This window comes from Rothia mucilaginosa (assembly GCF_901875305.1).
Taxonomy (GTDB): Bacteria; Actinomycetota; Actinomycetes; order Actinomycetales; family Micrococcaceae; genus Rothia.
In genome coordinates this window covers 18979-42802 of the sequence record NZ_CABFLY010000007.1, presented here as the reverse complement: position 1 = coordinate 42802, position 23824 = coordinate 18979, and the positions used below count along the sequence as shown (strand labels likewise).

At 58.4% G+C, this 23824-nt stretch carries 20 protein-coding genes; 12 read left to right on the top strand and 8 right to left on the bottom strand.

Translation table 11 applies throughout. From position 1 onward, the window contains the following. Positions 1-37 precede the first annotated feature (37 nt). Both pelF and JX292_RS08200 read left to right on the top strand, forming a co-directional pair. Positions 38-1756 carry a GT4 family glycosyltransferase PelF gene (gene pelF / locus JX292_RS08205; protein ID WP_204863328.1) on the top strand — a complete coding sequence of 573 codons (1719 nt, stop codon included), beginning with the start codon at positions 38-40 and terminating at the stop codon, positions 1754-1756. Further along, a complete protein-coding gene (locus JX292_RS08200) occupies positions 1743-2936 on the top strand; it encodes a putative glycoside hydrolase (RefSeq protein WP_204863327.1) in 1194 nt (397 codons plus the stop codon). Before pelF ends, JX292_RS08200 begins: the two co-directional genes overlap by 14 nt. A gap of 103 nt (positions 2937-3039) precedes the next feature. On the opposite strand, the gene JX292_RS08195 is transcribed toward JX292_RS08200, so the two are convergent. Next, on the bottom strand, positions 3040-4476 hold the full coding sequence (locus JX292_RS08195; protein WP_204863326.1) for a glyceraldehyde-3-phosphate dehydrogenase: 1437 nt from the start codon (positions 4474-4476) through the stop codon (positions 3040-3042). A gap of 290 nt (positions 4477-4766) precedes the next feature. Here JX292_RS08195 and JX292_RS08190 point away from each other — a divergent pair, with 290 nt between their 5' ends. The 3 genes from JX292_RS08190 (at position 4767) to JX292_RS08180 (ending at position 7235) form a co-directional block, all read left to right on the top strand. After that, a complete protein-coding gene (locus JX292_RS08190) occupies positions 4767-5702 on the top strand; it encodes a carbohydrate kinase family protein (RefSeq protein ID WP_204863325.1) in 936 nt (311 codons plus the stop codon). A 113-nt stretch (positions 5703-5815) separates the two neighbouring features. Beyond that, positions 5816-6361, top strand: coding sequence for a YbhB/YbcL family Raf kinase inhibitor-like protein (locus JX292_RS08185; protein ID WP_204863324.1), 546 nt, complete (start codon positions 5816-5818; stop codon positions 6359-6361). A gap of 61 nt (positions 6362-6422) precedes the next feature. Then, positions 6423-7235: an HAD-IIB family hydrolase gene (locus JX292_RS08180; RefSeq protein ID WP_204863323.1), complete on the top strand. Its 813-nt coding sequence runs from the start codon at positions 6423-6425 to the stop codon at positions 7233-7235. A gap of 300 nt (positions 7236-7535) precedes the next feature. On the opposite strand, the gene JX292_RS08175 is transcribed toward JX292_RS08180, so the two are convergent. The 4 genes from JX292_RS08175 to JX292_RS08160 all read right to left on the bottom strand — a co-directional run bounded on the left by JX292_RS08175 (position 7536) and on the right by JX292_RS08160 (position 12734). Next, on the bottom strand, positions 7536-8870 hold the full coding sequence (locus JX292_RS08175; protein WP_204863322.1) for a uracil-xanthine permease family protein: 1335 nt from the start codon (positions 8868-8870) through the stop codon (positions 7536-7538). A gap of 239 nt (positions 8871-9109) precedes the next feature. Beyond that, positions 9110-10195, bottom strand: a complete 1086-nt coding sequence (locus JX292_RS08170; RefSeq protein ID WP_204863321.1) for an acyl-CoA dehydrogenase family protein — start codon at positions 10193-10195, stop codon at positions 9110-9112. A gap of 29 nt (positions 10196-10224) precedes the next feature. Further along, positions 10225-10749, bottom strand: coding sequence for a DUF4242 domain-containing protein (locus JX292_RS08165; RefSeq protein ID WP_204863319.1), 525 nt, complete (start codon positions 10747-10749; stop codon positions 10225-10227). Between the two features lie 524 nt (positions 10750-11273). Continuing rightward, positions 11274-12734, bottom strand: coding sequence for a peptide MFS transporter (locus JX292_RS08160; protein WP_204863317.1), 1461 nt, complete (start codon positions 12732-12734; stop codon positions 11274-11276). A gap of 308 nt (positions 12735-13042) precedes the next feature. On the opposite strand from JX292_RS08160, the gene JX292_RS08155 reads away from it, so the two are divergent. The 7 genes from JX292_RS08155 (at position 13043) to JX292_RS08125 (ending at position 20001) form a co-directional block, all read left to right on the top strand. Next, positions 13043-13375, top strand: coding sequence for a rhodanese-like domain-containing protein (locus JX292_RS08155; RefSeq protein ID WP_204863315.1), 333 nt, complete (start codon positions 13043-13045; stop codon positions 13373-13375). 27 nt (positions 13376-13402) lie between these two features. Next, on the top strand, positions 13403-14974 hold the full coding sequence (locus JX292_RS08150) for an anthranilate synthase component I family protein (RefSeq protein ID WP_204863313.1): 1572 nt from the start codon (positions 13403-13405) through the stop codon (positions 14972-14974). 65 nt (positions 14975-15039) lie between these two features. Beyond that, positions 15040-15621, top strand: a complete 582-nt coding sequence (gene pyrE / locus JX292_RS08145; RefSeq protein WP_005504234.1) for an orotate phosphoribosyltransferase — start codon at positions 15040-15042, stop codon at positions 15619-15621. A 168-nt stretch (positions 15622-15789) separates the two neighbouring features. Then, positions 15790-16491: a TrmH family RNA methyltransferase gene (locus JX292_RS08140; RefSeq protein ID WP_204863393.1), complete on the top strand. Its 702-nt coding sequence runs from the start codon at positions 15790-15792 to the stop codon at positions 16489-16491. Between the two features lie 866 nt (positions 16492-17357). Beyond that, a complete protein-coding gene (locus JX292_RS08135) occupies positions 17358-18191 on the top strand; it encodes a hypothetical protein (RefSeq protein ID WP_204863311.1) in 834 nt (277 codons plus the stop codon). Between the two features lie 102 nt (positions 18192-18293). Further along, positions 18294-19100 (top strand): hypothetical protein, encoded by an 807-nt coding sequence (locus JX292_RS08130; protein ID WP_204863310.1) that lies wholly within the window; start codon positions 18294-18296, stop codon positions 19098-19100. Positions 19101-19188: 88 nt separating this feature from the next. Further along, positions 19189-20001, top strand: a complete 813-nt coding sequence (locus JX292_RS08125) for a hypothetical protein (RefSeq protein ID WP_204863309.1) — start codon at positions 19189-19191, stop codon at positions 19999-20001. 191 nt (positions 20002-20192) lie between these two features. On the opposite strand, the gene JX292_RS08120 is transcribed toward JX292_RS08125, so the two are convergent. The 3 genes from JX292_RS08120 to JX292_RS08110 form a co-directional block, all read right to left on the bottom strand. Continuing rightward, positions 20193-21245: an ornithine cyclodeaminase gene (locus tag JX292_RS08120; RefSeq protein ID WP_204863308.1), complete on the bottom strand. Its 1053-nt coding sequence runs from the start codon at positions 21243-21245 to the stop codon at positions 20193-20195. 183 nt (positions 21246-21428) lie between these two features. Further along, the gene (locus JX292_RS08115; RefSeq protein ID WP_204863307.1) at positions 21429-23048 is read right to left on the bottom strand and encodes an amino acid permease; all 1620 of its coding nucleotides are present in this window, start codon (positions 23046-23048) and stop codon (positions 21429-21431) included. Positions 23049-23352: 304 nt separating this feature from the next. After that, entirely contained in the window at positions 23353-23739 is a 387-nt protein-coding gene (locus JX292_RS08110; protein WP_204863306.1) for a cobalamin ABC transporter ATPase, read from the bottom strand. Positions 23740-23824 lie beyond the last annotated feature (85 nt).

Below are 23824 nucleotides of genomic sequence, written 5' to 3'. Positions count from 1 at the left end.
ACACACCACGTAGCACGGTCCGCGAAAGACACAACCAATGACTGAACAGATGTACCGAAACCACTATGCTCCTCTACAGCTTCCGGAGCCCGGGGAGCACTATACCGACCCCGAATACCCGGATGTCGATGTTGCCATCATCATGGAGTCCACCTACCCCTACCTCAAGGGTGGCGTCTCCGCGGTGGTGCACGATATCGTCTCTGAGAACCCTGATCTCTCCTTCGGCATTATCCACATCGCGTGGGATAAGAACTCGCCGCATGAGGACCTCTACGGCATGCCCAAAAACGTTAAGTGGGTCAAGGTGATTTACCTGAGCCTCGACGTCAACCGTGCCGCCTTTGCCGCCGAATGCGACCCCGATAACCTGCACATGAAGATGCCGCAGCGTCGTGAGCTGGCTGATCGACTGATTCAGGGTTTCAACGCGCTCATTGCCGGCGACGTCAACCCCCTCTGGAAGCTCTACGACGAGGGCATCAACCCCGCTACCCGCACCTATAACCTTTTTGGACTCTTCGGCACCCGCGAGTTCATGCAGGTTATCGCCAACCTCGGGTTCTTCAGCGAGGTTCCCTTCGGTGAGCTTTTCTGGAAGGTGCGCGACTTCGTCTCCATCCTCTTCGCGCTGCTACACGAGCGGATGCCCCACGCCCGCGTGTACCACGCCCACACTACCGGCTATGCGGCCCTCATTGCCGCCGCCGCGGCCCGTGATCACGGCACCAGCTTCCTGCTGACCGAGCACAACCTGTACATTCGCGACACCATCAACACCAAGCTTGAGCGCAACATGGCGAAGCCGATTACCACCGACTACGCCTTCCTCGCTGAGGAGCGCGAGCACCCCGGCCTGGGCCCCGTCACCCTTGACGAGCGAGCCTGGTCCGTCTGGTTCCTTGAGACGGGCCGCTTCTGCTACCCGAGCGCCGACATGGCCACCTACCTGTACCCCAAGGCGCTGGAAGAGGCACGCGGCATTGGCGCACCTATCGACCAGATGAACGAGGGTGAGAAGGACCGCGCCATCATCCTGCCCAACGGTATGCTCATCGAGTCCGTTGCCGAGGCCTACTACGCCCGCCAGGCGGCCCGTGCGCGCATCCTCGCTGAGGGACGCGGTCACGTGTGGCGCTTCGTATTTATCGCCCGTGTGGTGCCCATTAAGGGCCTCACCGACCTGATTCGCTCCCTCGCAGTGCTACGCGACCAGGGCCTCGTGAACTTCCACCTGGATGTGCTCGGCCCCAAGGATCATCTGCCCGAGTACTACGAGCTGTGCCTGCGCACCATTGACGAGCTCAACATGGGCGAGTACATCACCTTCCACGGAACTGTGAACGTGCGCGCCATGCTGGACCGTTTCGACCTGCTGCTCATGCCCAGCTACAACGAGGGCCAGCCCATTGTGGCCCTGGAGGCGATGGCCGCCTCCGTGCCGCTGGTCAGCACCGACGTGGGTGGTATGTCGCAGCTGATTGACGATGTGCTGGTCGCCCCCGACGGTCACGAGATTGGTAACTGCGGCATCCTCACCATCCCGGGTGATATTGAGGGCTTCGCGGCCGCTCTGCGCACCATCATGGAAGAGCCCAGCATTTACGAACGCTACTGCGTGAACGCCTATGACCGTATCGTGAGCTTCTTCCAGCTGCGCCTGGTGATGGACCGTTACAACGCCATTTACCGTGAGCTGGGTAAGATGCCTCCGCGTGACCCCGAGTTCTCTCCGGAGTACGATGGCCACGAGTAAGTTTGAACGACTCGGCGGCCCCGGGAAGTTCGGCGCGTGGGTTCGCTACGGCGGCAAACCCATTACTCGGCAGCAGCTCGATTTCGCTATTAAGAATTACTCTGTTGCGATTCTGCAGCCCTGGGAGCTGGATGCGGCCCGCTACCTCAAGAAACATGCCCCGCAGATGGTGGTTTTGGCTTATAAGTGCCTGTCCTCCACCCGCTCCTATGAGCCGGGTCCTATCTACTCTTCGGGGTTGTCCTTCGCGCAGGCTGTCTCGCTGGCGAATTCCGGTAAGGACTTCTTTGCGCACCGCCTCAACGGTGACCGCATCGAGTGGAAGGGCTATTCCAAGCACTATCAGATGCAGGTGTGGAACCCCGGCTACCGCTGGTACTGGGTGGATTCGGTGGTGCGTGAAATGCGTAACTCACCCTTCGACGGGGTCATGGGTGATAACGACGTGGAGAACGACTACTACGGCTTGAATCTGCCCATTCAGGGTGTACCGTCCATGACTACGGTTCGTGATGGTTTGGATCGCCTGGTGGCTTCTGCTGGTGCTGAGCTGAACGGTATCGGCAAGATTTTGGTGCCCAATATTGCTGAGTCGCGCCTGCGCTGGGGCAAGTGGGAGCACCACAGCGCCTACGGTGGCGGATTTGAGGAGGTGTGGCTTGGCTGGGGCCCGAATGATTACCTGGCTTCGCCCTATGCTGTGATGCAGGGCCGCGATATTGCGCGTGGTTCTGAGGGTGATGTGTCGCTCGGGGTGTACCTCACCGGTCTGAAGCGCGGTGCCTCCACGCAGAAGAAGGTGACGATTCTGCGTACTCCGCTGAGCGGCCGGAGGTCACCTTTGACTGGCACTGATGAGAATTTCCTCTATGGCCTGGCTGGTTTCTGGGTTTTTGGTGGGGGAACTTTCACCGGTATTAGTGCGACCCACCATGACGCCTACGATGAGCTCCCGCACGCCCCCGAGCTTGCCTTTGATTTGGGGGATGCTGCGGGTGGCATTGTGGTTCAGGGAACTGTGCAGACCCGCACGTTTACGCGTGGCTGGGCTGCGCTGAATACTGGCGATCGGGAGGTATCTGTGACGGTCCCAGCCGGGATGATTGATGCGAAGGGTGTTTCGGTACCCACTACCATCAAGTTGGCTGGCCACCGTGGCTTGGTGTTGCGCCGCCGCTAGATGACGGGCCGAAATTCTAAAACGAAACCCACCGGTGTATGTAGTCAATAAGCTATATACACCGGTGGGTTTGTTATATGCGTGTTAGATGAGCGGGGGTAACCTACTTCGCGGGGTAGGAGGGGACGTCGTAGCCGCCCATGCGCTCCAGAACGCGAATCACCTGGCAGGAGTAACCGAACTCGTTGTCGTACCAGACGTAGACAATCGCGGAGTCATCGGTCACTACGGTAGCCAGCGAGTCCACAACACCTGCGGTGCGGGAACCCACGAAGTCGGTGGAAACCGCCTCGGGGGAGTCTGAGTAACCCACCTGGCGGCGCAGAGCACCGTCAATGGACTCACGGAGGAACAGCTCGTTCAGTTCCTCAGCGGAACCTGCGGGCTTGGTCAGCTTCACGTTCAGGATTGCCATGGAGACATCCGGGGTGGGAACGCGGATAGCGTTACCGGTCAGCTTACCCTCCAGCTGCGGCAGAGCCTTCGAAACAGCCTTTGCCGCACCGGTCTCGGTAATCACCATGTTCAGCACGGCGGAGCGGCCGCGGCGGTCACCCTTGTGGAAGTTGTCAATCAGGTTCTGATCGTTGGTGAACGCGTGAACGGTCTCAACGTGGCCGCGCTCCACACCGTATGCGTCATCCAGAACCTTCAGCGCCGGAGTAATCGCGTTAGTGGTGCAGGATGCTGCCGAGAGGATCTTATCCTCATCAGTGATGATGTTGTCGTTCACACCGAACACGATGTTCTTCATGTCGCCCTTACCGGGAGCCGTCAGCAGAACACGGGAAATACCCGGACGGTTCAGGTGCTGCTCCAGGCCCGGGACATCACGCCAGCGGCCGGTGTTGTCCACCAGCAGGGCATCCTTAATGCCGTACTCGGTGTAATCGACGGTGGCCGGGTCGGAGGAGTAAATGAAGCGAACCGGAACGCCGTTAGCGATGATGGTGCTGTTCTCTTCATCCACCTCAATAACGCCCTTGAAGGGGCCGTGAACCGAGTCGCGCTCCAGCAGGGACGCACGCTTCACCAGGTCCTTATCGCCGTTCTTACGCACCACCACAGCACGCAGGTTCAGGCCAGAACCCAGCGGCGAGGAGGAACGCTCCAGCAGAATACGAGCCAGAAGACGACCAATACGACCGAAGCCGTACAGCACAACATCCTGCTCCTTCGGCTGGTCACCCTGGCGGTTCACGGAGGCACCCAGCTGCTCGGGTAACCACATGGTCAGCTCGGGGGAGCCAGCCTCACGGTGAGCCTTGTGCAGGGCGGCAATGTTAACCGAGCATGCCCCCAGGTTCAGCTCAGTCAGAGCACGCACCAGCTCCAGGGAATGTGCAGGGTTCAGGGGCGCACCATCGATGTGAGATACGAAATCGTGCAGCTTCAGCAACTCAATGACAGACTTGTTCACCAGGCTACGGCCGTGGATGCTCAGCACCACACCGTTCTCACGGTGCAACTTACCAATGAGGGGAATCAGCTCCTCAGCAGTGGCCTCACGGTTAACCCAGGTAGTGGTTGCAGTCGTCACGTATGACCTTCTTCCTAACTTCGTTGTTGGAGGGTAGGCGCGACGATGCTGTCGCGTCAATACCGGAGTCGGGCCTCCATAGGCCCGGCGCTGGTTTAAGTCTAACCTGTACTAATCCCCGGAACGGCGAAAACTAGGGGTAATCGGGCTAAAAATCACGGAAGGGGATAGGGTGGAAGAGTCTCACCCTGACAAGCCAACATAACCCGTCAAAAGGGAAAGCAAAACCACTTTAAATCCCCACAAAAACACACCCCACGACACAGGAAAACATAGGTAAAATTGGAACCATGTTGACTGTAATCGGTGAAGCACTCGTAGATGTCGTCCACCAGCACGACGGCGAAACCCGCGCCTACCCCGGCGGATCGCCCATGAACGTCGCCGTCGGCGCGCGTCGCCTCGGCCACCCCACCAACTTCGTCGGCCACTACGGCCCGGACGCCTACGGTGAAAGCATCAACGCGCACCTGAACGCCTCCTCAGTGCAGTTGCCCTTCGAACCCACCGCCGAGCGGACCTCCGTCGCTCAGGCCACCATCGGTGCTGATGGCGCCGCAGAATACGAATTCGATATCGAATGGGCCCTGGATGCCATCGCCGACCAGCTGGCCGAACTGGCCCGCACCTCCGATGCAGTACACACCGGCTCCATCGCCGCCATGCTCGAACCCGGCGCACAGGTCGTCGCGGACGCCTTCGAAGCCGCCCGTGACAGTGCCCTGCTCAGCTACGACCCGAACTGCCGCCCCACCCTCATCCACGATGTGGAGCAGGCACGACAGTGGGCCGAAAAGTTCGTCTCCCTCTCCAGCGTCGTCAAGGCCTCTGACGAGGACCTGCAGTGGCTCTACCCGGACCGTTCTCTCGCCGACACCGCCCGCGCCTGGCTGGACCTCGGCGCCGAGCTGATGGTCATCACTCGCGGTGGAGACGGCCCCATCGCCTACAGCAAGAAGTACCCTGAGGGCATCAGCCAGCCTGCGCACCGCGTGGAGGTTGCGGACACCGTCGGTGCCGGCGACTCCCTCATGGCGGCACTCATTGCGGGTCTACTCGACCGCGGTATTGCCGGCCCCGAGGCCCGTGCCAAGGTTGCCGCGCTAACCGCCGAAGACATCGCCGACCTGCTACGTTTCTCCGCAACCGCAGCCGGCATCACCGTTTCCCGCGCGGGCGCTAACCCGCCCACCCGCGAGGAACTCGACGCCGTTCTAAACGGCTAAAAAATAACGCACAGCCAGCGGATAGCTCACCCTATCCGCCGGCATCGTCATATACACGGCCCCTACCCCGTGAAAAATTAACCCAACCATCACGAGAAAACACAAGGAGAACCATGAGCTCCATTGGCTCCGCACCCCTGCCCCGCGAACCCTACGCCGGTCTGCCCGAACTGCCCGAATTCACCCTGACCTCCACCGACATTCAAGACGGCGGCACCGCCCCCGAATGGATGCGCTCAGCCCTCTTCGGTGTACCCGGCGGCCAGGACCGCTCCCCGCAACTGTCCTGGAGCGGCTTCCCCGAAGGCACCAAGTCCTTCGTGCTGACCTGCTTCGACCCGGATGCGCCGGTCCCCAGCGGCTTCTGGCACTGGACCCTCTCCAACATTCCCGCCGAGGTGACCAGCATCGACGCCGGTGCGGATGCCCCCGCCGGCGCCCTGACGCACCGCAACGACGCCGGCGTGGCGGGCTTCCTGGGGGCCGCGCCTCCGGCTGGCCACGGCCCGCACCGCTACATCTTCTGCGTCACCGCAGTAGACGTGGAGAAGCTCGACATTGACGAGAATGCCACCCCCGCCGTCGTGAACTTTAACCTGCTCGGTCACGGTCTGGGCCGCGCGTTCCTGACCGTCACCTACGCGGAACCAGCCGAGTAGCCTCCGCCGTGACGCTTCCGCACATCACTCTCGATTCCATCAACCGAAGGCAACAGACCGCATGATTAAACTCATCGCCAGCGACCTGGACGGCACCCTCATCGGGCACGACTTCCGCTTCCGTCCGCGCACCCTGCGCGCCCTGGAGGCCGCCCGAGCCGCCGGAATTGAGATTGTTTTCGTCACCGGCCGCCCGAGCCGCTGGCTCGCGCCGCTGCGCGAGCAGACCGACTTCGATTCCTACGCTATCTGCTCCAACGGCGCCGTGGTCTTCCACCTGGGCGCGAACGAGGTGGAAGAAATCAACGGCGCAGACCCGGCGGTGATTGCCCGCGCCCACGAACTGCTGGAACCCATGTTCCCCGACGCCACCTACACCCTGGAAACTGTGGATACCGTCTTCATCCAGGGCCCGTACGAGGGCGGCGAGGTGCTCGAGGGCGCCCGCGTGGTGGAAATGAGCATCGTCGAAGCACTCGAACGTATTGGCTCCACACCGGTCATTAAGTACCTGATCCGCGTGCCCGGCATGGACCCGGATATCCTGCAGGCACGCGTGCATCAGGCGGTAGGATCGCTCGTGGCCGTCACGCGTGGCGTGGTGGGTGAACCCCTGGTCGAGATGGGTTCCAAGGACGTCAATAAGGGCCGGATTCTGGAGAAGTTCGCGGCCCGCCACGGCATTGAGGCGCACGAGGTAATGGCCTTCGGCGACATGCCGAACGATGCGGAGATGCTCTGCTGGGCGGGGGAGGGCTTCGCGATGGCCTCGGGTCAGCCGGCGCTCATTGCGAAGGTGGGGCGCACCTGCCCGCCCTTCCACGAGGACGGTGTGGCGCAGACGATTGAGACGATGCTCGCCGAGCGGTCCTAGCGGCCTAGTATTAGCCATCCAACGTTAGCGGCTGGGTCAGCTTCCGCAGACATAACTCAGACATAACTCAGACATAAACTTTTATGTCTACACATAAAAAATTTGAGTCTAGACATAAAAATTTATGTCTAGACTCAAATTTTTGTGTCTGATTTATATCTGATTTATGTCTGAACAAAATAGCAGTTGCGTGTAACGCCAAGAAGACATGAAAGCGGCCCGGATGGAAACCAATCCATCCGGGCCGCTTTTCTACAGCCTACGCCTCAGGAGTAGCATTCCCAACGGGCGGTCAGGCGCCTAGTGCACCTCAGTGCCCTTCTCAGGGTCGAAGGGCTCCAGCGGGTCGCCAGCAGCCTTCGTGTACTTCGCAATGAAGGTCATCAGGTGGAAGATGATCAGGGTTGCTGCGGTACCCAGAGCAATACCGGCGAAGGACAGCTCACCGAAGGTCCAGGTGTAGTCCGCGATACCCACGATCAGCGCCACAGCGGCGGTGGTCAGGTTGATCTGGTTCGAGAAGTTCACGCGGTTCTCGCTCCAAATACGTGCACCGAGCATACCGATCATGCCGTACAGAACGGTTGCGGCACCGCCCAGAACACCCGCCGGGACGGTTGCAATTGCCGCACCGAATGCGGGGAACATGGACAGCGCAATCGCGAAGATAGCAGCCACCCAGTACGCCGCGGTGGAGTACACCTTGGTCGCAGCCATCACGCCAATGTTCTCAGCGTAGGTGGTGGTACCTGAACCGCCGCCCATACCGGCGATGGTGGTTGCCAGGCCGTCCGCCATGAGGGCGCGGCCCGAGTAGTTGTCCAGGTTCTTGCCGCTCATCAGAGCAACAGACTTCACGTGGCCGATGTTCTCAGCCACGAGCACCAGAATCACGGGGATGAACAGGCCTGCGAGCTCCCAGTGGAACTCGGGGGTCTGGAAGTGCGGCAGGCCAATGATGCCCTGAGTCTGCACAGCCTTGTCAATCTTAGAGAAGTCCACTTCGCCGCGAATCACAGCGGTGATGTAGCCGATGCCCACACCCAGCAGGATGGACAGGCGGCCAATGATGCCCTTGAACAGCACCGAAATCAGGATGATGGAGCACAGGGTCACCAGCGCGGTCACCGGTGCCACCATGAAGTTGTCCTTAGCGCTCTTCGCCAGGTTGAAACCAATCAGCGCCACAATCGAACCGGTGACGACCGGGGGCATGAGCTTGGTCAGCCAGCCGGTGCCAGCAAACTGAACAATCAGACCCACCAGGAACAGAGCCACACCAGCCATGACGATGCCGCCGAGGGCACCAGCCGGGCCGTGCGAGTTCATGGCAGCCGCCAGGGGAGCAATGAACGCGAAGGAGGAGCCCAGGTAGGAGGGGACGCGGCCGCGGGTAATCAGCAGGAACAGGACCGTGCCGAGACCCGAGAAGAACAGGGTGGTTGCCGGAGGGAAACCGGTAATGATTGGCACGAGGAAGGTTGCGCCGAACATTGCGACCACGTGCTGTGCGCCGATACCGATGGTAATCGGCCAAGCAAGGCGCTCATTTGGGGCGACGAAGGAACCGGGCTTGATGCTGCGGCCGTCGCCGTGGATCGACCAGTCAAAGCCGAGAAGCTTAGAGATGCTCAAAGGGAGCTCCTGAGGTGAATGTGATGGTGTATAAAATTCCACATTATTCTACGCGTATACAGGTGCAGGTCCCAGCTAAATACATATAAATATGAGCAGGGATACCCCTAAACCGCCTATATTCCCAATCTGCTATCTAATTGATGGAGGTGGGGGTACATAAAAATACCGTCACCCCTTATATGCAATATCTTACATATAAAGGGTGACGGTACTGATGAAGACAGCGTCGCTAACGATTAGAGAGCTTCCTGAAGAGCCTCAAGGTGATCGTACTTCGACAGCTCGTAGCGCAGGTGACCCTCAGTCGGGGACTGCACCGGCAGGAACGAAGCCTCACGCAGACGACGAGCCGTCGGGGACTCAGCCACGTAACCGGCGCCTCCCACAACCTGCAGCTCAAAGTGAGTAGCAATGGTTGCGAAGTGCGAAACACCCAGGCGCAGGCTCAGCAGGTCGCGACGCTCAGCGCGCTCCGGCTCAGACGCCAGGCGAATCAGCTCCTCCCGCAGGCTTTCATACTCGGAGAGAATCAGCGGGAACTCGGGGCGGAAGATACCCTTCGACACGTCCAGGTGCTTAGCAGCCTCCTGCAGAGCACCCGCGGCCAGGCCTAGGCAGAAGGATGACTGAACCAGCAGGAACGGTGCGGTGACATCGTGCAGGAAAGCCTCGAGGTTATCGCTCAGAATGTCCTCGCTCGGTACGAAAACGCCCTCGAACTTCAAGGTGCCTGACTCGGTGCTGTTGAGCGCCAGCAGGTCACGGTGGTAGTAAATCTCCAGGCCCGGCACATCCTGGCGAATCGTCACGATGTAGCGGTCCGGGTGACCCTCGGGAGCGTTCTCTACGGCCACCGGTAGAACAATCACGCCGCTCGGGTACAGGTTCGACGCCCAGGAGATAGAACCGTTGAGCTTCAGGCCGCCCTCAACGAGGGTGCCCTTCACCTTGATTGGCTCCAGACCCGATGCCTCCTTGTACGCTGCCGCCATGGCGGTGGTGCCACTGACGGTTGCCTCCGCCAGACCGGCGGGAAGCTCGCGGCCCACAGCGTCAAAGAACGCGATGGTGGAGCGGTGAGCCCACAGGGAGAACGCCGTGGAGGCGTCCTCGGTGGCAAGGTCGAAAGCTACCGAAACCTGGGGGACCAGGGAGCTGCCGTCGCGGCCCAGGGTAATCAGGCCGTCCTTAGCAATCTCGCGGAGGGTCTCGAAGGGCGAACGCTCGCCGCGGTCAACGGCCTCCGCGTTGGTGCGAGCGAGGGCGAGGACCTGCTCGCGCTGAGGGTAGTCGTACAGGGGTTCCAGGGTGAAGTCGGACATGGGGTTTCTCCTAAGCGGGGAGCACGTGTCTATGCGTGCAGCTTGAACAGTCGGTCAATGGGGGTGCTGACGGCCTTGCGGGCGCGGACGACAGCGTCTTCGTCGGGTGCGTCGTAGAAGCACAGGCACTTGGCGGTGTCTTCACGAACGTAGGTGCGCAGGAAGGAAACCTCGGGCACCTCGGCGTACTTGGGGGCGTTTGCCTTCTTGCGGGTCAGGTACTGTTCCATGGTGATCTCTGCGGGGATGTCCCACTCGACCAGGTAGTCTGCGTCCTTCTTGAGCTTCTTGATGTCATCGAGCTCTGCGCCGACCAGGCGGACTGCGTCGGGGCCTGCAATGGCTGCGCGCTCACCGATTGCTGCGGTGAGGTCGGGGCCGAATGCGGTGTTCTCGGATTCGATGATGACGAAGACGATCTTGTGGTCTGCGGAGACCTGGGTTTCGATGAGTTCCGCGCCGTGGCTCAGGGACGAGTTGACGGTCTCGATGAGTGCGGTTGCCTTTTCCTTGGACGGGTTAGCGGGGGTCAGTTCTACCAGGTACAGTGCCATGATGTTCTCCTTGGGAGGTTGTGTTGGGGTGGCCGGCCGCGTGTTGTCCGGCCGTTCTGGAATCACCTTAGACCTGTAGTTGAGAGCTGTCTAATAGATGTCCGTTCGTGGCGTAATGAGTCCTTTTTTGACTCTGATTTCCGTCACGCGCGTTCACGGGGAGACATAAATCGTCACAGTTCCGCACATCAGAACCCACCTGTCACAGAAGGGATGCTTATTGAGACAATTGCCCCCGATTTTCTTATTAAGGCGCTTTAATAAGAAAATCCGCGCGGATTGTCTCATTAAGGAAAGCGCCCGGAACGCCCATCCTCAACCTTCCCCTCCTGAACATTCCGGCGCCCCGGCTGCCGGGAGCATACACCGAGGCATGTACCAGGGCATACAGCAGGGGCCCCGAACCCTTGGTAACTCAAGGATTCGGGGCCCCTGGCCTATATGCTCTAAACCTATATACGCTCGTCTACACGCTTACGCTACTTGAGGCAGCAAGTCAGCAGTGTAGACAAGCAACTTTGCGGTTACTTCACGCCGCGCATGAGCTTCTGGACCGGCTTGTGCACCAGGAACAGCAGAATACCGGTCGCGATGGTGATGATACCCATCCAGGTGAAGTAGGGAACTTCAGTCTCCATGGTGTAGAACGGAGCCAGCCAACCTGAGAGTACGGTACCCATTGCCACGGAGGTGAAGTACAGAGCCATCATGTTCACACGGTGCGCCTTCGGGGCGAGCTTGGTCGCCAGCGAAATACCGACCGGCGAAATAATCAGCTCAGCAATGGTGCAGACGAACAGAATCAGCACAATCCAACCCACGTTCACGCTCTTAACGCCCGCCTGGGTGAGGAAGATCCAAAACGCCAGACCGATGATAATCAGCGCTGCGGAGAACTTCAGGGTGGTGACCGGCTGGCGGTCGCCCCACTTGGTCCACAGGGCGGAGAACATCGCACCGAAAATCACGATGAAAATCGGGTTGATGGAGTTGACCAGGTTTGGGCTCAGCTCCATGCCCAGGATGTGCCAGTCGAGGCGCTCATCCGAGTACACCGCCATCACGGTGAACTGCTGCTGGTACAGGGCCCAGAATACAGAGTTCGCAATCCACAGGGGGATGAAGGCGGTGACGCGGGAACGTTCGTCGGAGGTGACGTCCTTAGCACTCAGCATCTGCACGAACAGGGCGATGGCGCCAATGAAGATGAAGGCCATGACCCAGTTCTTGAGGTTGGCCGCGGTCATCAGGCCGGTGCCCAGTAGGATGCCGATAATCACCACGACGCCGATCAGGGCCAGGAAGAAGTTACGCTTCTGTGCGCCGGTGAAGGGGGTGGCAATCTCGTGTACGGATGCGGGCAGGTTCTTGCGGGTCAGGGCGTACTGGATCAGGCCGGCGGCCATACCGATTGCGGCAAAACCGAAGCCCATGTGGAAGCCCCAGGTGCTCCAACCCCAACCGGTCAGGATTGGGCCGAGGAGCGCACCGGTGTTAATGCCGATGTAGAAGATGGTGAATCCGGCGTCGCGGCGGTGGTCACCGTCCTTGTAGAGAGAACCAACCAGCACGGAGGCGTTGCTCTTCAGACCGCCGGAACCAATCGCAACCAGCAGGAGGCCGATGATGACGCCCGGCACGCCGGGGATGAGGGAGAGGGAAATGTGGCCGGCCATAATACCGATTGCGGAGTAGAAAAGGGTGCGTTCGGGGCCGAGGAGGCGGTCACCGAGGATGCCGCCGAGGATGGTCATGAGGTACACGACTGCACCGTATGCACCGATAACGCCGGTGGCCATGTCCTTGTCTAGGCCCAGGCCGCCTTTGTCTGCGGTGTAGTACAGGTAGTAAATCATGATGCCCTGCATGCCGTAGAAGGAGAAACGCTCCCACATTTCTACGGTGAACAGGTTCGCGAGCATGCGCGGGTGGCCGAAGAAGGTCTTGGTTTCCTTGGGTTCGGCACCTGTGGTGGTGTGAGACATGGTGGAAATTCTTTTCTGTCGAGCCCGGCGTTCTATGTGACCCGGCTAATATATTCTTAAGTCTATACCCTTTTAAGCGCATATGTATACATGAGTGTGCTTGTATGACGTATGGTTACCTTCTGTGTAATGCATGAAAAATCATTTCAATTTTTTCGTGTACACCCTATTGGACACTCAAAATACGCTAAAAATCGGTCCAGATGCGCCCCGCACCCCCGACGCGCTAGAGTGGAACCACAACTATGCCCGCAGCGCACCCGCCCGTGCCATCCGGTGCATTTTTAACCACTTCAAAGGAGAACCCCATGACTGCTGTACCCCAGGTCGATCCCCGCGACGTTCCCGCAGGCGCAACCATCATTGACGTGCGTGAAGACTACGAGTGGGAGGGCGGCCACGTCACCGGTGCTAAGCACATCACTCTCGGCACCCTCACCGAGCGTCTGGCAGAACTGCCCGCACCCGGCGAAGACTTCTACGTCATCTGCCACGGCGGTGGCCGTTCGAACCGCGCGGCAACCTTCCTGCGCGAGCACGGCTACGCCGCACACAACATTGCGGGCGGTACCAGCGCATGGTTCGCCGCTGGCCTGCCGATGACCAGCGAGAACGGCGAAGCACCCGCGGTCGTTCACTAAACCGCCGGTTCGCCTGCACGCCATACAATGGAGTCCGTGACTGAAACTTCTGCGGACCGTATTTTTTCTACCCCGAACGCTCCCGCTTCTGTGCCCGATTCCCCTGCCCTGCCGAGTATTCTGCAGAGCATCCCGTGGGATGCGCAGACGCGGGAGCTTGCCGTGCGCCCGCTTCCTTTCGCGGTGAACTGCGAGGACGCGTATCCGCTGCTGACTGCTGGTGCCGAGTATTCCTTCTGGCTGGATTCGGCGCGCGAGGAGTCGCCCATGTCGGTCGCCTCGTATGTGGGCGTGGTTCCGGCGGACCTGTCGCCCCTGCGCGTGGATTCGGCGCGTGCGGCGGCTGAGTCTGGCGGGGAAGACCCCTTCGCCCAGCTGGAGGCGGCGCTCGCCTGCGCACCTCGCGTGCACCCGGATACCGCGGCGGCGACCGGCCTGCCTGCGGGTCTGCGCGGCGGTTACGTGGGCTATTTCGGCTATGAGGCGCGTGCCGCCATGGGCATGGAGCACGGCCACCCGGTGCCCGGCTACCTGCCGGCGTATGAGGCGCCGACCCCGGATTCTCTGTGGCTGCCGGCGGTCCGCTACCTGGTGCATGAGCATGCCCGCTCGGGGGCTGTGGCGCGGAGCTGGCTGGTGGGCGATGAGCCGTGGTGTGAGGCGGCGGAGCGGCTACTGAGCGCGGCGCTGGCTCCGGTGCTGAGCGCGGCGGGGGAGTGCGCCTCCGAAAATACCCCTGAGCTTGCCGAGCCGCTGCTCTTCACGGCGCCCGCCGCGGAAGCCTATATGGATTCTGTTCGGGCTAGCCAGCACGAAATCTACGAGGGAAACAGCTACGAGGTGTGCCTGACCGCGCAGACGGTCGCGCGCATCCAGAATCCGAGCCCGGAGCTCTTCTTTGAGCTGTACCGCCGCCAGCGCGCCCACAACGCGGCGCCCTACGCGGCGTACCTGCGGTGTGGTGATTTTTCGGTGCTTTCTTCTTCGCCGGAGCGTTTTTTGAGTGTGGATACGCACCGCAACGCGCAAACCAAGCCGATTAAGGGCACGGTGCCGCGCGGGGCCACCCCGGAGGAAGACGAGGCAGCTGCAGTCTGGTTGCGTAGCGACCCGAAGACCCGCGCCGAGAACCTCATGATCGTGGACCTGCTACGTAATGACCTGTCGCTGGTTTCCGAGCCGCACACGGTGCGCGTGCCCGTGCTTATGGGAGTGGAGAGCTATTCGACGGTGCATCAGCTGGTGTCTACGGTCAGTTCGCGTCTGCGTGAGGGCGTGAGCGCGGTGGCTACCGCGCGGGCGTGCTTCCCGGGCGGTTCGATGACGGGTGCCCCGAAGCCTTCGACCATGCAGATTATTGAGGGCCTGGAGGGTCGCGCTCGCGGCGTGTATTCGGGTGCCCTGGGTTTTGTGTCGGCGGATGGTTCGGCGAACCTGTCGATTGTGATTCGCACGCTCGTGGTGCACGATGAGGGCACGGTGACTCTTGCCGCCGGTGGTGCGGTTGTTGCTGATTCGGATCCTGCTGCCGAGTATGAGGAGATGCTGACGAAGCTGCGCGCCGCGTTGCCGCCGTCGGTGGGCCGCGTGGTGGAATAACCTAGCGCTGGAATAGCACAGGGAATAGCCTGCGCCGCCTGCACGTGAGCCGCTACACTTGAACTATGACTAAGCTTTCTGAAAACCTCCCCATTGAAGAAGCCCGTGAGCGCCTGCGCCAGCTGATTATGGAGCTGGCTGTGGTGCGCGGGCACGTGGTCCTCGCCTCCGGCAAGGAAGCCGACTACTACGTTGACCTGCGCCGCATCACCCTGCACCACGAGGCTTCTCGCCTGGTCGGTCAGGTCATGCTGGACCTGCTGGATAAGAACGGCATCGAGTTTGAGGCCGCTGGCGGCCTGACCATGGGTGCTGACCCGGTGGGTACCGCGATTATGCGTGCCGCTGGTGATCAGGACCGTGCGATTGACGCGTTTGTGGTGCGTAAGGCTCAGAAGTCTTACGGCATGGGCCGTCAGGTGGAGGGCCCCAGCGTTGAGGGTCGCCGCGTGGTTGCTGTTGAGGACACCTCCACGACCGGTGGTTCTGCGCTGACTGCTGTTGAGGCGCTGCGTAAGGCTGGCGCTGAGGTTGTGGCGGTTGCTGTGATTGTTGACCGTGCGACCGGCGCTAAGGAGCATGTGGAAGAGGTTGCGGGCGTCCCGTGCCTGTACGCGTACTCGAAGGATGAGCTGGGCCTGGACTAGTCTCTACTGGTTTGGACTAGGACCTCGTGAATTTTTAAGACGTTCCCGTTGCGGCGGGTAAACCCGTGCCGCTGGCTACTGTGTGTGGCTGGTGGCGCGGGTTTTTGTCTGTAAGATGGCTCTGTGGGCGCCGGAGTGGCGCTGGTTGTTGGCGTGAAGGTGGTTGTGATGGTTGAGAATCGTGAGGCGGCTGAGGCTGTGCCTGCGGAGGCGGCTGAGGCTGAGGCTGTTGAGGGTACTGAGCAGGGTACTGCCCGTTTTGAGGTGGGTGTGGGCCCGTGGGAGGGCCCGTGGCCTGAGGGTGACCATTGGGATGAGGAGCTGCTGCGTGAGGGCGACCGCCGTAACGTGGTGGATAAGTACCGTTACTGGTCGATGGACGCGATTATTGCTGACCTGGATACGCGCCGCCATGATTTTCATGTGGCGATTGAGAATTGGCAGCATGATTTGAATATTGGCACGGTGGTGCGTACTGCGAATGCGATGTTGGCGAAGGAGGTCCATATTATTGGGCGTCGCCGTTGGAATCGTCGTGGTGCGATGGTGACGGATCGTTATCAGCATGTGCGTCATCATCCGACGATTGAGGATTTTGTGGCGTGGGCGCAGGCTGAGGGTCTGGAGATTATTGGTATTGATATTTTTCCGGATTCGGTGCCGCTGGAGACGTATGATCTGCCGAAGAAGTGTGTGCTGGTTTTTGGTCAGGAGGGCCCGGGCCTGTCGGAGGAGTTGTATGCGGCGGCTAGGGATACTCTGTCGATTGAGCAGTTTGGGTCGACGCGTTCGATGAATGCGGCGACGGCTGCGGGTATTGCGATGCATGCGTGGGTTCGCCGCCATGTGTTTGGCCAGATTCCGTCGTAGCCTGGCGACTGTTTGTTGGGTGTTTAAAGGTTCCGATGCGTTGTGTGCGCGTCGGAACCTTTTTGTTGGGGGTTTTTATTGGGGTATTGGGTGATTTTTTGTTTGGGTGGGGTGTTGAGTTTTTCACATGAATGTGGGTACCCACGGGGTTTGATGCGTTGTTTGTGGTGGGATTGTGTGATGTTATCTGGATTTTTTGTCTTATAAATGTAGTAAATAATATTTGAATATATCTAAAGCGGGTAAATCACATATTATCACATAAGTGATTCAAGTCACTAAATAAATTGCCTAGGTGTGTTAGTGTTAATTCAAGTCACAGGGAATATGAGAATCGCACTCTCAATTTCAGTTTGGGGCATGCGAGATTTCCTGACTTCGGCTCGCTAATGATTGCGGGTTGTGGATATGAATGACCGCGGCGTCATTCTTTTGAAAGGAGATTCTGATGAGGATCTTTAATAAGTCTCTTGCTGTTGCGGCCTGTGTGGCTGCGGTGACTTTCGGGGCGGTAGCACCTCCGGCACATGCGGGTGTTACTTTCTATTCGGACGCAAATTTCCTTGGGTCCCGCATGTACACCTGGACTAACCCTCATCTGGGATGGATGAGTGACCGTGCATCTTCATTGCATTCTGATGGGTGCCGGTGGCGCTATTGCGAAGACAGCTACTATGCGGGTCGCAGGTTTGAGTCTTCTTCCGACCTCAACTATCTTCGCGGTCTAAGCCATGCGGGTCTCCATTGGGGTGAGACCTGGGATGACCGAATTAGCTCCGTTATGTATGTGTATTGCTAAGTGAATGGTGCTAGAGAGACAAGATGCTTTCCAGCTTTAAGTTTCTCGTCCACTCTGAAAGGAGGGTGTGATCTTGCATAAAAGTAGTGCATTCACAATCACTGCCCTAGCAGGCGCGCTTTTGCTATCTTCATGTGCTCAGGGAGGTGCCTCAAGTTCTGAATATAAAGCCAAGCTCGATTACCCGAATAATTTGATTACTCTTCCCCTGGATGAGTATGACTATGACGATGCGTCAAGGGCTGTAATTAGTGAGGCGACCGCCCGTATCCTGCAAATATGTTACGTAGCTAAGGGATACTCTGATGCTGTCCCTGCGTTCTCTGGTGATCAGAACAGCAATATATATGGTGCCTGGAATGTTGAATATGCCAAGAAGTATGGATATTTCAATGAAGAAAAGGCTCGAGAGGGTGCGCAGACGGCAGAGAAAATACCGGCAGATATTAGGCAGCAATGTCGTAAAGAAAATGCCAATCAGCTGAAAGAAATTGAATACGAGAATGATAATGACTCTTTCGCTTACCGGCTTAGACAGGAAGCCTACGCGAGTGCGAAAAGTAATCCGGAATGGAATAAAGTTCGCTCTGAATGGTGGAGCTGCTTAGAGAGCAATGGGCTAACACCACGCAAGGGTGACCATGAGTGGACTAGTCAAGAGGCGTTCAATATTGACGTAAGTTCTAAGAGTGAGGAGGAAAAAACTCAAGAAGCGATTCGCCTCGCAACGGTTGAAGCGGAATGTAACCAGAAGGTGGGTATGGCTCAGCGTCTGGGTGATATTGAGGCGTCCTATCAGGGGCCTCTCATTGAGAAGAATCAGGCGCAGCTCAACCAATTGAAAGAAGAGAAAGAAAAGCATGTGGCGAAGGCGCGTGAAATTATCGCCACTAGTCAATAACACATTCTGTTTGAACTGAACAGTACAACTAATAATTGTGATGGAGGAGCCCAATGTTTGTGGGCTCCTCCTGACTTTCCCGATTGAAAGGAGTCGGTAACAATGAAGAAATCTGCTACCCTACTCGCCTGCTTTGCTTTAGCTTTAAGTTCCTGTGCCGCTGCGCCTAAAGATACTAGCCTCAAAGCCCAGCTGGATTTTGAAAATAACTATATTACTCTTCCGCTCGACGAATACGACAGGAGTGACCAGGCCGAAGATATAACGGTTAGGGCGTCATTGTTGATTCTTAAAGAGTGCTATGCGAAAAAAGGCTACGATTTTGAAATTCTAGAAAACGGCTGGGTTTCTGGCGACGCCTCCCAGTACGGCTCCTGGAATGTGAAGCATGCGGCGAATCATTTTACGTCCAGCAAAGTCAGAGAAGAGCAGTATAGGATTTATGAGAGCATCCCTGAAGACGTCAAGGCCAGCTGCCGCGAAGAGCATCGGGAAGAACTGAATGCGCTCAAGTTTGATGAGGAAAAGTACCGCCCCGTCGGTCGTATCAGTGGCGAAGCGTACCAACGCGCGCAGGGTGACCCTGAATGGAAGAAAGCCCGCTCAGATTGGTGGGACTGCCAGCGTGAGAAAGGGTTGACGCCTCGCACCGGGGACGGTGAATGGTCGAGCAAAGAAACGGCCAATCTGAATGCTGATGATCCCAAAGTGTTGGAGGAGGTTATCCGCCTGGCAACCATTGAAGCTCAATGTAGCGAGAAGGTGAGGCTGGCTCAGCGTTTGGGTGATATTGAGGCGTCCTATCAGGGTCCTTTGATTGAGAAGAATCAGGCGTTGCTGAATGAATTGAAGGCCGATCGTGACGCGAAGATAGCTAAGGCGCGCGAAATTATCGCAACCCGCCAGTAGGCATCAGCGACAAGCAGATAGCAGACCTTGGGATAATTGGGGTAACTCCGTTTGAACGCTACAACGAGGTATGGAGGAGGAAAAGTCTATGCGTAAGGCTCTCTCTGCGGTAGCAGTATTCTGCCTGCTGGGGGCGTGCGTATCCTGCTCCAACAGTGCCGAGCGGGACACCTCACGAAAAGCTGTTCTTGATTATTCAAAGAACTACGTACACCTTCCACTGGACGAGTACGCCTTGGATGAACTAACACTCCGTACGGTGAGCACGGCGTGGCACACGCTCATGTCCGAGTGCTATGCGCACCACGGGCAGTCCTACGCCGTACCCTCAATAGACACCCCGCAACCGGGAGGCCTATACGGCAACTGGAACGTTGAGTACGCCAAAAAGTACGGGTACTCCCAGAAGGAATCCCGAGGCTCAGACGATTCAGCAGTGGACGACATCAACACTCGGTGCCAAGAAGAGGTGAAAACCGTATTCTCTGACGTCGAACTGGACGAAAAAGAATACCGGTTTGTAGGAGAGCTAAACTCACAGGCATACACCTACGCCTCCCAAACCGATGAGTGGAAAAATATTCGCTCAGAATGGTGGACCTGCCTGCGTGAACGTGGGCTAACCCCCAGAGAAGGAGAAGGTGACTGGATGTCCGAAGAAAGCGCACATCTCATGGCTTCCTCCCAAGATAACGAAGAATCTAAGCCGGAGGAAATTCGCCTCGCAACCATCGAAGCTGAATGTAACCAGAAAGTGGGTATGGCTCAGCGTCTGGGTGATATTGAGGCCTCCTATCAGGGTCCGCTGATTGAGAAGAATCAGGCGAAGCTCAACCAGCTGAAAGAAGAGAAAGAAAAGCATGTGGCGAGGGCGCGTGAAATTATCGCCACCCATCAGTAGCCACACCCGCTGAAGGGCAGAACGGGCGAACCAGCCGCAGAATGCCCACAAGAAAATTACCTAAAAGAAGGAGCCGGGGAGTGTCACCACTCCCCGGCCCTCACTATTTACTCTCAACCTCGCAGCCTACGCCGGCGCACCTTACAGGCCCGCCAGCTCAAGGCCACTCAGCGTCAGGCTATTTAGCCCTTTTAGCCCACCGGAACGTTAACGTTCACCAGCGAGTACAGATCCTTCGGATCATCCGGGCTAGCAACCAGGTCAATGAACTGCTGCAGGTCGGTGTCCTGCGTAGCCGCACGGGCATAACGCAGACCCGAGAAGTCAGAAATCGCGAAGCCCACCGAGTCGAACAGGGTAATCTGCTCATCCGACATGCGGCCCGGCTCCTCACCGGTCAGAACCTTCCAGAACTCCACCACCGGGAAGTCCGGGTCCTTCTGCTGAATCTCGCCCTCAATGCGGGTCTGCGGCGGGAACTCAACAAACACGGTGGAGCGGTCCAGAATTTCGCTTTCCAGCTCAGTCTTGCCGGGGCAGTCGCCACCAATAGCGTTCAGGTGCACGCCGGGCTTCACCTGGCGGTCCAGCAGAACCTTCGCCTGCTGCTTATCGGCGGTGCAGGTGGTAATAATATCGGCACCCTCAACAGCCTCGTCCACGTCCTTAGCCAGGTGGATGCGGAAGCCCAGCGGCTCCAGGTTACGGCGGAACTTCTCCATCGCGTGCGGATCAACGTCGTAGACGGACAGGTCCTCAATGCCGAGCACAGCGCGCATACCCAGCGCCTGGAACTCAGACTGCGAGCCGGTACCGATCATCGCCATCTTCTTCGAATCCTTGCGTGCCAGGTGCTTAGCAACCATGGCGGACACGCCTGCGGTACGCAGCGCGGTCAGCAGGGTCATCTCAGCCAGGAACACGGGGTAGCCGTTGTCCACGTCAGCGAGCAGACCGAACGCGGTCACGGTCTGGAAGCCGCGTGCCGGGTTCGACGGGTGGCCGTTCACGTACTTGAAGGAGTAGGTGATGTTATCGGAGGTGGGCATCAGCTCAATCACACCGAAGGGGGTGTGGGAGGCGACGCGCGGAATCTTGTCGAAGCTCTGCCACTTCTTGAAGTCTTCTTCGAGGAAGTCGACCATGCCGGCAATGATGTTGCCTACGCCGTCCTTCTGAATCCACTTCGCCATCGAGGCGACGTCAACAAATTCCACCGCGTGTGCGCTAGGACGTTCAGTCATGATTTTCTCCTTTGAATAATTATGCTGCAAACAATGCGTTGGCAGTGAGTGTGTTTAGCGCGGATGTTAGCAATAATTATGCCAAAAATATTCCAGAACACACTCTTACAAAATGTATTTTGTGTTTTTGGCGCGTGCACGGTGCGCATGAGCTACGCACCGTGCACGCGAGTGGGTTGGGCGTTAGGGCTTGTCGTGGTGGCCCTTATGAGTGGTGCCGTGGTCTTCATCGTCGACAAATTCGTCGAGCGCGATGTGGGTGTGCGGCTCCGAAATGAGCTTCTCCACCACGGGGCGGGCAGCAATCACAGGCACAGCGCCGGTGTAGCCTTCACGGACGCGAGCAATCTCATTGACGCGGTCACGAACCGTGTACCAGCCGATAATCAGCAGCGGGATAACCACCAGCAGAGATGCCAGAGTGTAGGTGCCCACCGGGTAATCCAGTGCCATCAGCACCATCACAACAGCGAGGAAGACCATCACAGCCCAGTCGCTGAAACGGCCGCCGGGTGCGCGGTAGTTGGGGCGCTTGTACTTACCCTCACCGACCAGCTTCAGGTACTTCTGGTGCGACATTGCGATAGCCGCCCAGCTAGCCATGGTGCCCACCGACGCGATGTTCAGCACGACCTCGAACGCTTGCTCGGGAACGAAGAAGTTCAGCACAACACCGAAGAGGCCCACCACACCGGTCAGCAGAATACCTGCCACCGGAACGCCGGAGCGGGACACCTTAGTGGCGAACTTCGGGGCCGAACCGGCAACACCCATCGAGTGGAGAATGCGGCCGGTGGAGTACAGGCCAGCGTTCAGTGAGGAGGCAGCGGCGGTAATAACGACCAGCTGCATAATCGGTGCGGTGCCTTGAATGCCGATAGCGTCGAAGAAGGTCACGAAGGGCGACTCTGCGTCCTTGTATGCGGTGTAGGGCATGAGCAGGCAGAGCAGAACCACGGAACCAACGTAGAAGATTGCGATACGCCAGATCACGGTGTTGATAGCGCGGGGGATAACCTTCTCTACGTTCTGGGTTTCACCACTGGTGGTGCCGACCAGCTCAATACCGGCGTAGGCGAACACAACACCCTGAACCACGATAAGAGCAGGAAGGACGCCGTTGGGGAAGAAACCGTCGTGCGCTGCGATGAGTTCAAGGCCGGGGCGGATGCCGTTGATGGGTTCACCGAAGACCAGGTACCAGATACCAACTGCCATGAAGGACAGCAGGGCAAGAATCTTAATGAGTGCGAACCAGAATTCCAGCTCACCGAAGAGCTTCACGGAGATGAGGTTCAGGGCCACAGTGATGACAACGATAATGAATGCGCTGAGCCACTGGGGAATGTCTGCGAAGAACTGGTTGTATCGACCGAACCAGCTGATATAGATGGCGATTGCGGTGGCGTCTGCAACGGCGGTCATTGCCCAGTTCAGCCAGTACAGCCATCCGGAGACGAATGCGGCTTTTTCGCCGTAGAATTCGCGAGTGTATGAGACGAAGGAGCCCGAGGAGGGGCGGTGAAGAATCAGCTCGCCGAGGGCTCGCAGAATCAGGTAACCGAAGAAACCGATGACGCCGTAGATAACGGCGAGCATGGGGCCTGCGTCCTGCAGACGGCTACCGGTGCCTAGGAACAGGCCGGTACCGATTGCGGAACCGATGGCAATCATCTGGAGCTGACGTGCGCCAAGCCCCTTGTGAAAGCCTTCCTGTTCGTGTGCGAAGGGGTCGTCTGTTGGGGGCTTCACGTGCGGGTCCGCTGCGGATGTGTGCGGGTTCTTGTTCGGTGAGGTGCTCATGCTATACCTCCTTGGATAGTTATATCTGAAGCACGTGCTGTAAAAATGTGGTTGGAAACACGTCTATGGGCTGTAATGACTATAGCATGGTAATTCGAGTAAATATATCCTGCATCACGCAATAATTTTTATGCATCATATGAATATTTCATGTATATATTTGGCTTATGTTGTATTGTGTGGTTTTTATTGTTTTATGAAATAAGTCAAATATTTTTATGTATAAAAAATAAATTCTCTCTTCACCGCATAGCACAAGAGCACCCACGATGGGGTGCTCCAGCAGGTCATTCAGCGCAGGGTTTTACCTCTCCATCAGACAGTCAATCTTCGCGCGCAGCGCGCGCTCACGGCGGTTCAGCCACCACCAGCTCGGCCAATGCAGGAACGACCGGCGACCCACCTGCACGACCGAGGGCAGCTTTGCCTTCGCCAGCGCCTCATCAATCTGCGGGTCCTTCGCGCCCTCGGCGCGCATCCGCTCGATAAGCGCCAGGGACTTGGCAACATCGCCGTGACCCATCACGTGGCGGCTCTTGCGTTCCAACACTGCGTCCAGGCGGGCGCGCACCGGGGCAATAGCGGCGGCGTTAGGATGCTCCCGCTCGGCTCGACGCTGCGCCTGGCGCGCCCGCTTTTCGCGGTTCAGCTCGCGCCGCTTCGCGCTATTTTTTGCTTTTGACGCGCCCATGAGAGTCCCTTTCGGTGCCGCAATATCGCGTGCGTTATCCCCGTAGCGGGTCGGGCTGGAGGTTGAACCGCTGGCCAAACCCCAC

What these genes read in the sequence shown, in the direction of transcription:
- pelF (WP_204863328.1), top strand. Translation starts at nt 38, where the DNA reads ATGACTGAACAGATGTACCGAAACCACTATGCTCCTCTACAGCTTCCG.
- JX292_RS08200 (WP_204863327.1), top strand. Translation starts at nt 1,743, where the DNA reads ATGGCCACGAGTAAGTTTGAACGACTCGGCGGCCCCGGGAAGTTCGGC.
- JX292_RS08190 (WP_204863325.1), top strand. Translation starts at nt 4,767, where the DNA reads ATGTTGACTGTAATCGGTGAAGCACTCGTAGATGTCGTCCACCAGCAC.
- JX292_RS08185 (WP_204863324.1), top strand. Translation starts at nt 5,816, where the DNA reads ATGAGCTCCATTGGCTCCGCACCCCTGCCCCGCGAACCCTACGCCGGT.
- JX292_RS08180 (WP_204863323.1), top strand. Translation starts at nt 6,423, where the DNA reads ATGATTAAACTCATCGCCAGCGACCTGGACGGCACCCTCATCGGGCAC.
- JX292_RS08170 (WP_204863321.1), bottom strand. Translation starts at nt 10,195, where the DNA reads ATGTCCGACTTCACCCTGGAACCCCTGTACGACTACCCTCAGCGCGAG.
- JX292_RS08165 (WP_204863319.1), bottom strand. Translation starts at nt 10,749, where the DNA reads ATGGCACTGTACCTGGTAGAACTGACCCCCGCTAACCCGTCCAAGGAA.
- JX292_RS08160 (WP_204863317.1), bottom strand. Translation starts at nt 12,734, where the DNA reads ATGTCTCACACCACCACAGGTGCCGAACCCAAGGAAACCAAGACCTTC.
- JX292_RS08155 (WP_204863315.1), top strand. Translation starts at nt 13,043, where the DNA reads ATGACTGCTGTACCCCAGGTCGATCCCCGCGACGTTCCCGCAGGCGCA.
- JX292_RS08150 (WP_204863313.1), top strand. Translation starts at nt 13,403, where the DNA reads ATGGAGTCCGTGACTGAAACTTCTGCGGACCGTATTTTTTCTACCCCG.
- pyrE (WP_005504234.1), top strand. Translation starts at nt 15,040, where the DNA reads ATGACTAAGCTTTCTGAAAACCTCCCCATTGAAGAAGCCCGTGAGCGC.
- JX292_RS08140 (WP_204863393.1), top strand. Translation starts at nt 15,790, where the DNA reads ATGGTTGAGAATCGTGAGGCGGCTGAGGCTGTGCCTGCGGAGGCGGCT.
- JX292_RS08130 (WP_204863310.1), top strand. Translation starts at nt 18,294, where the DNA reads ATGAAGAAATCTGCTACCCTACTCGCCTGCTTTGCTTTAGCTTTAAGT.
- JX292_RS08125 (WP_204863309.1), top strand. Translation starts at nt 19,189, where the DNA reads ATGCGTAAGGCTCTCTCTGCGGTAGCAGTATTCTGCCTGCTGGGGGCG.
- JX292_RS08120 (WP_204863308.1), bottom strand. Translation starts at nt 21,245, where the DNA reads ATGACTGAACGTCCTAGCGCACACGCGGTGGAATTTGTTGACGTCGCC.
- JX292_RS08115 (WP_204863307.1), bottom strand. Translation starts at nt 23,048, where the DNA reads ATGAGCACCTCACCGAACAAGAACCCGCACACATCCGCAGCGGACCCG.
- JX292_RS08110 (WP_204863306.1), bottom strand. Translation starts at nt 23,739, where the DNA reads ATGGGCGCGTCAAAAGCAAAAAATAGCGCGAAGCGGCGCGAGCTGAAC.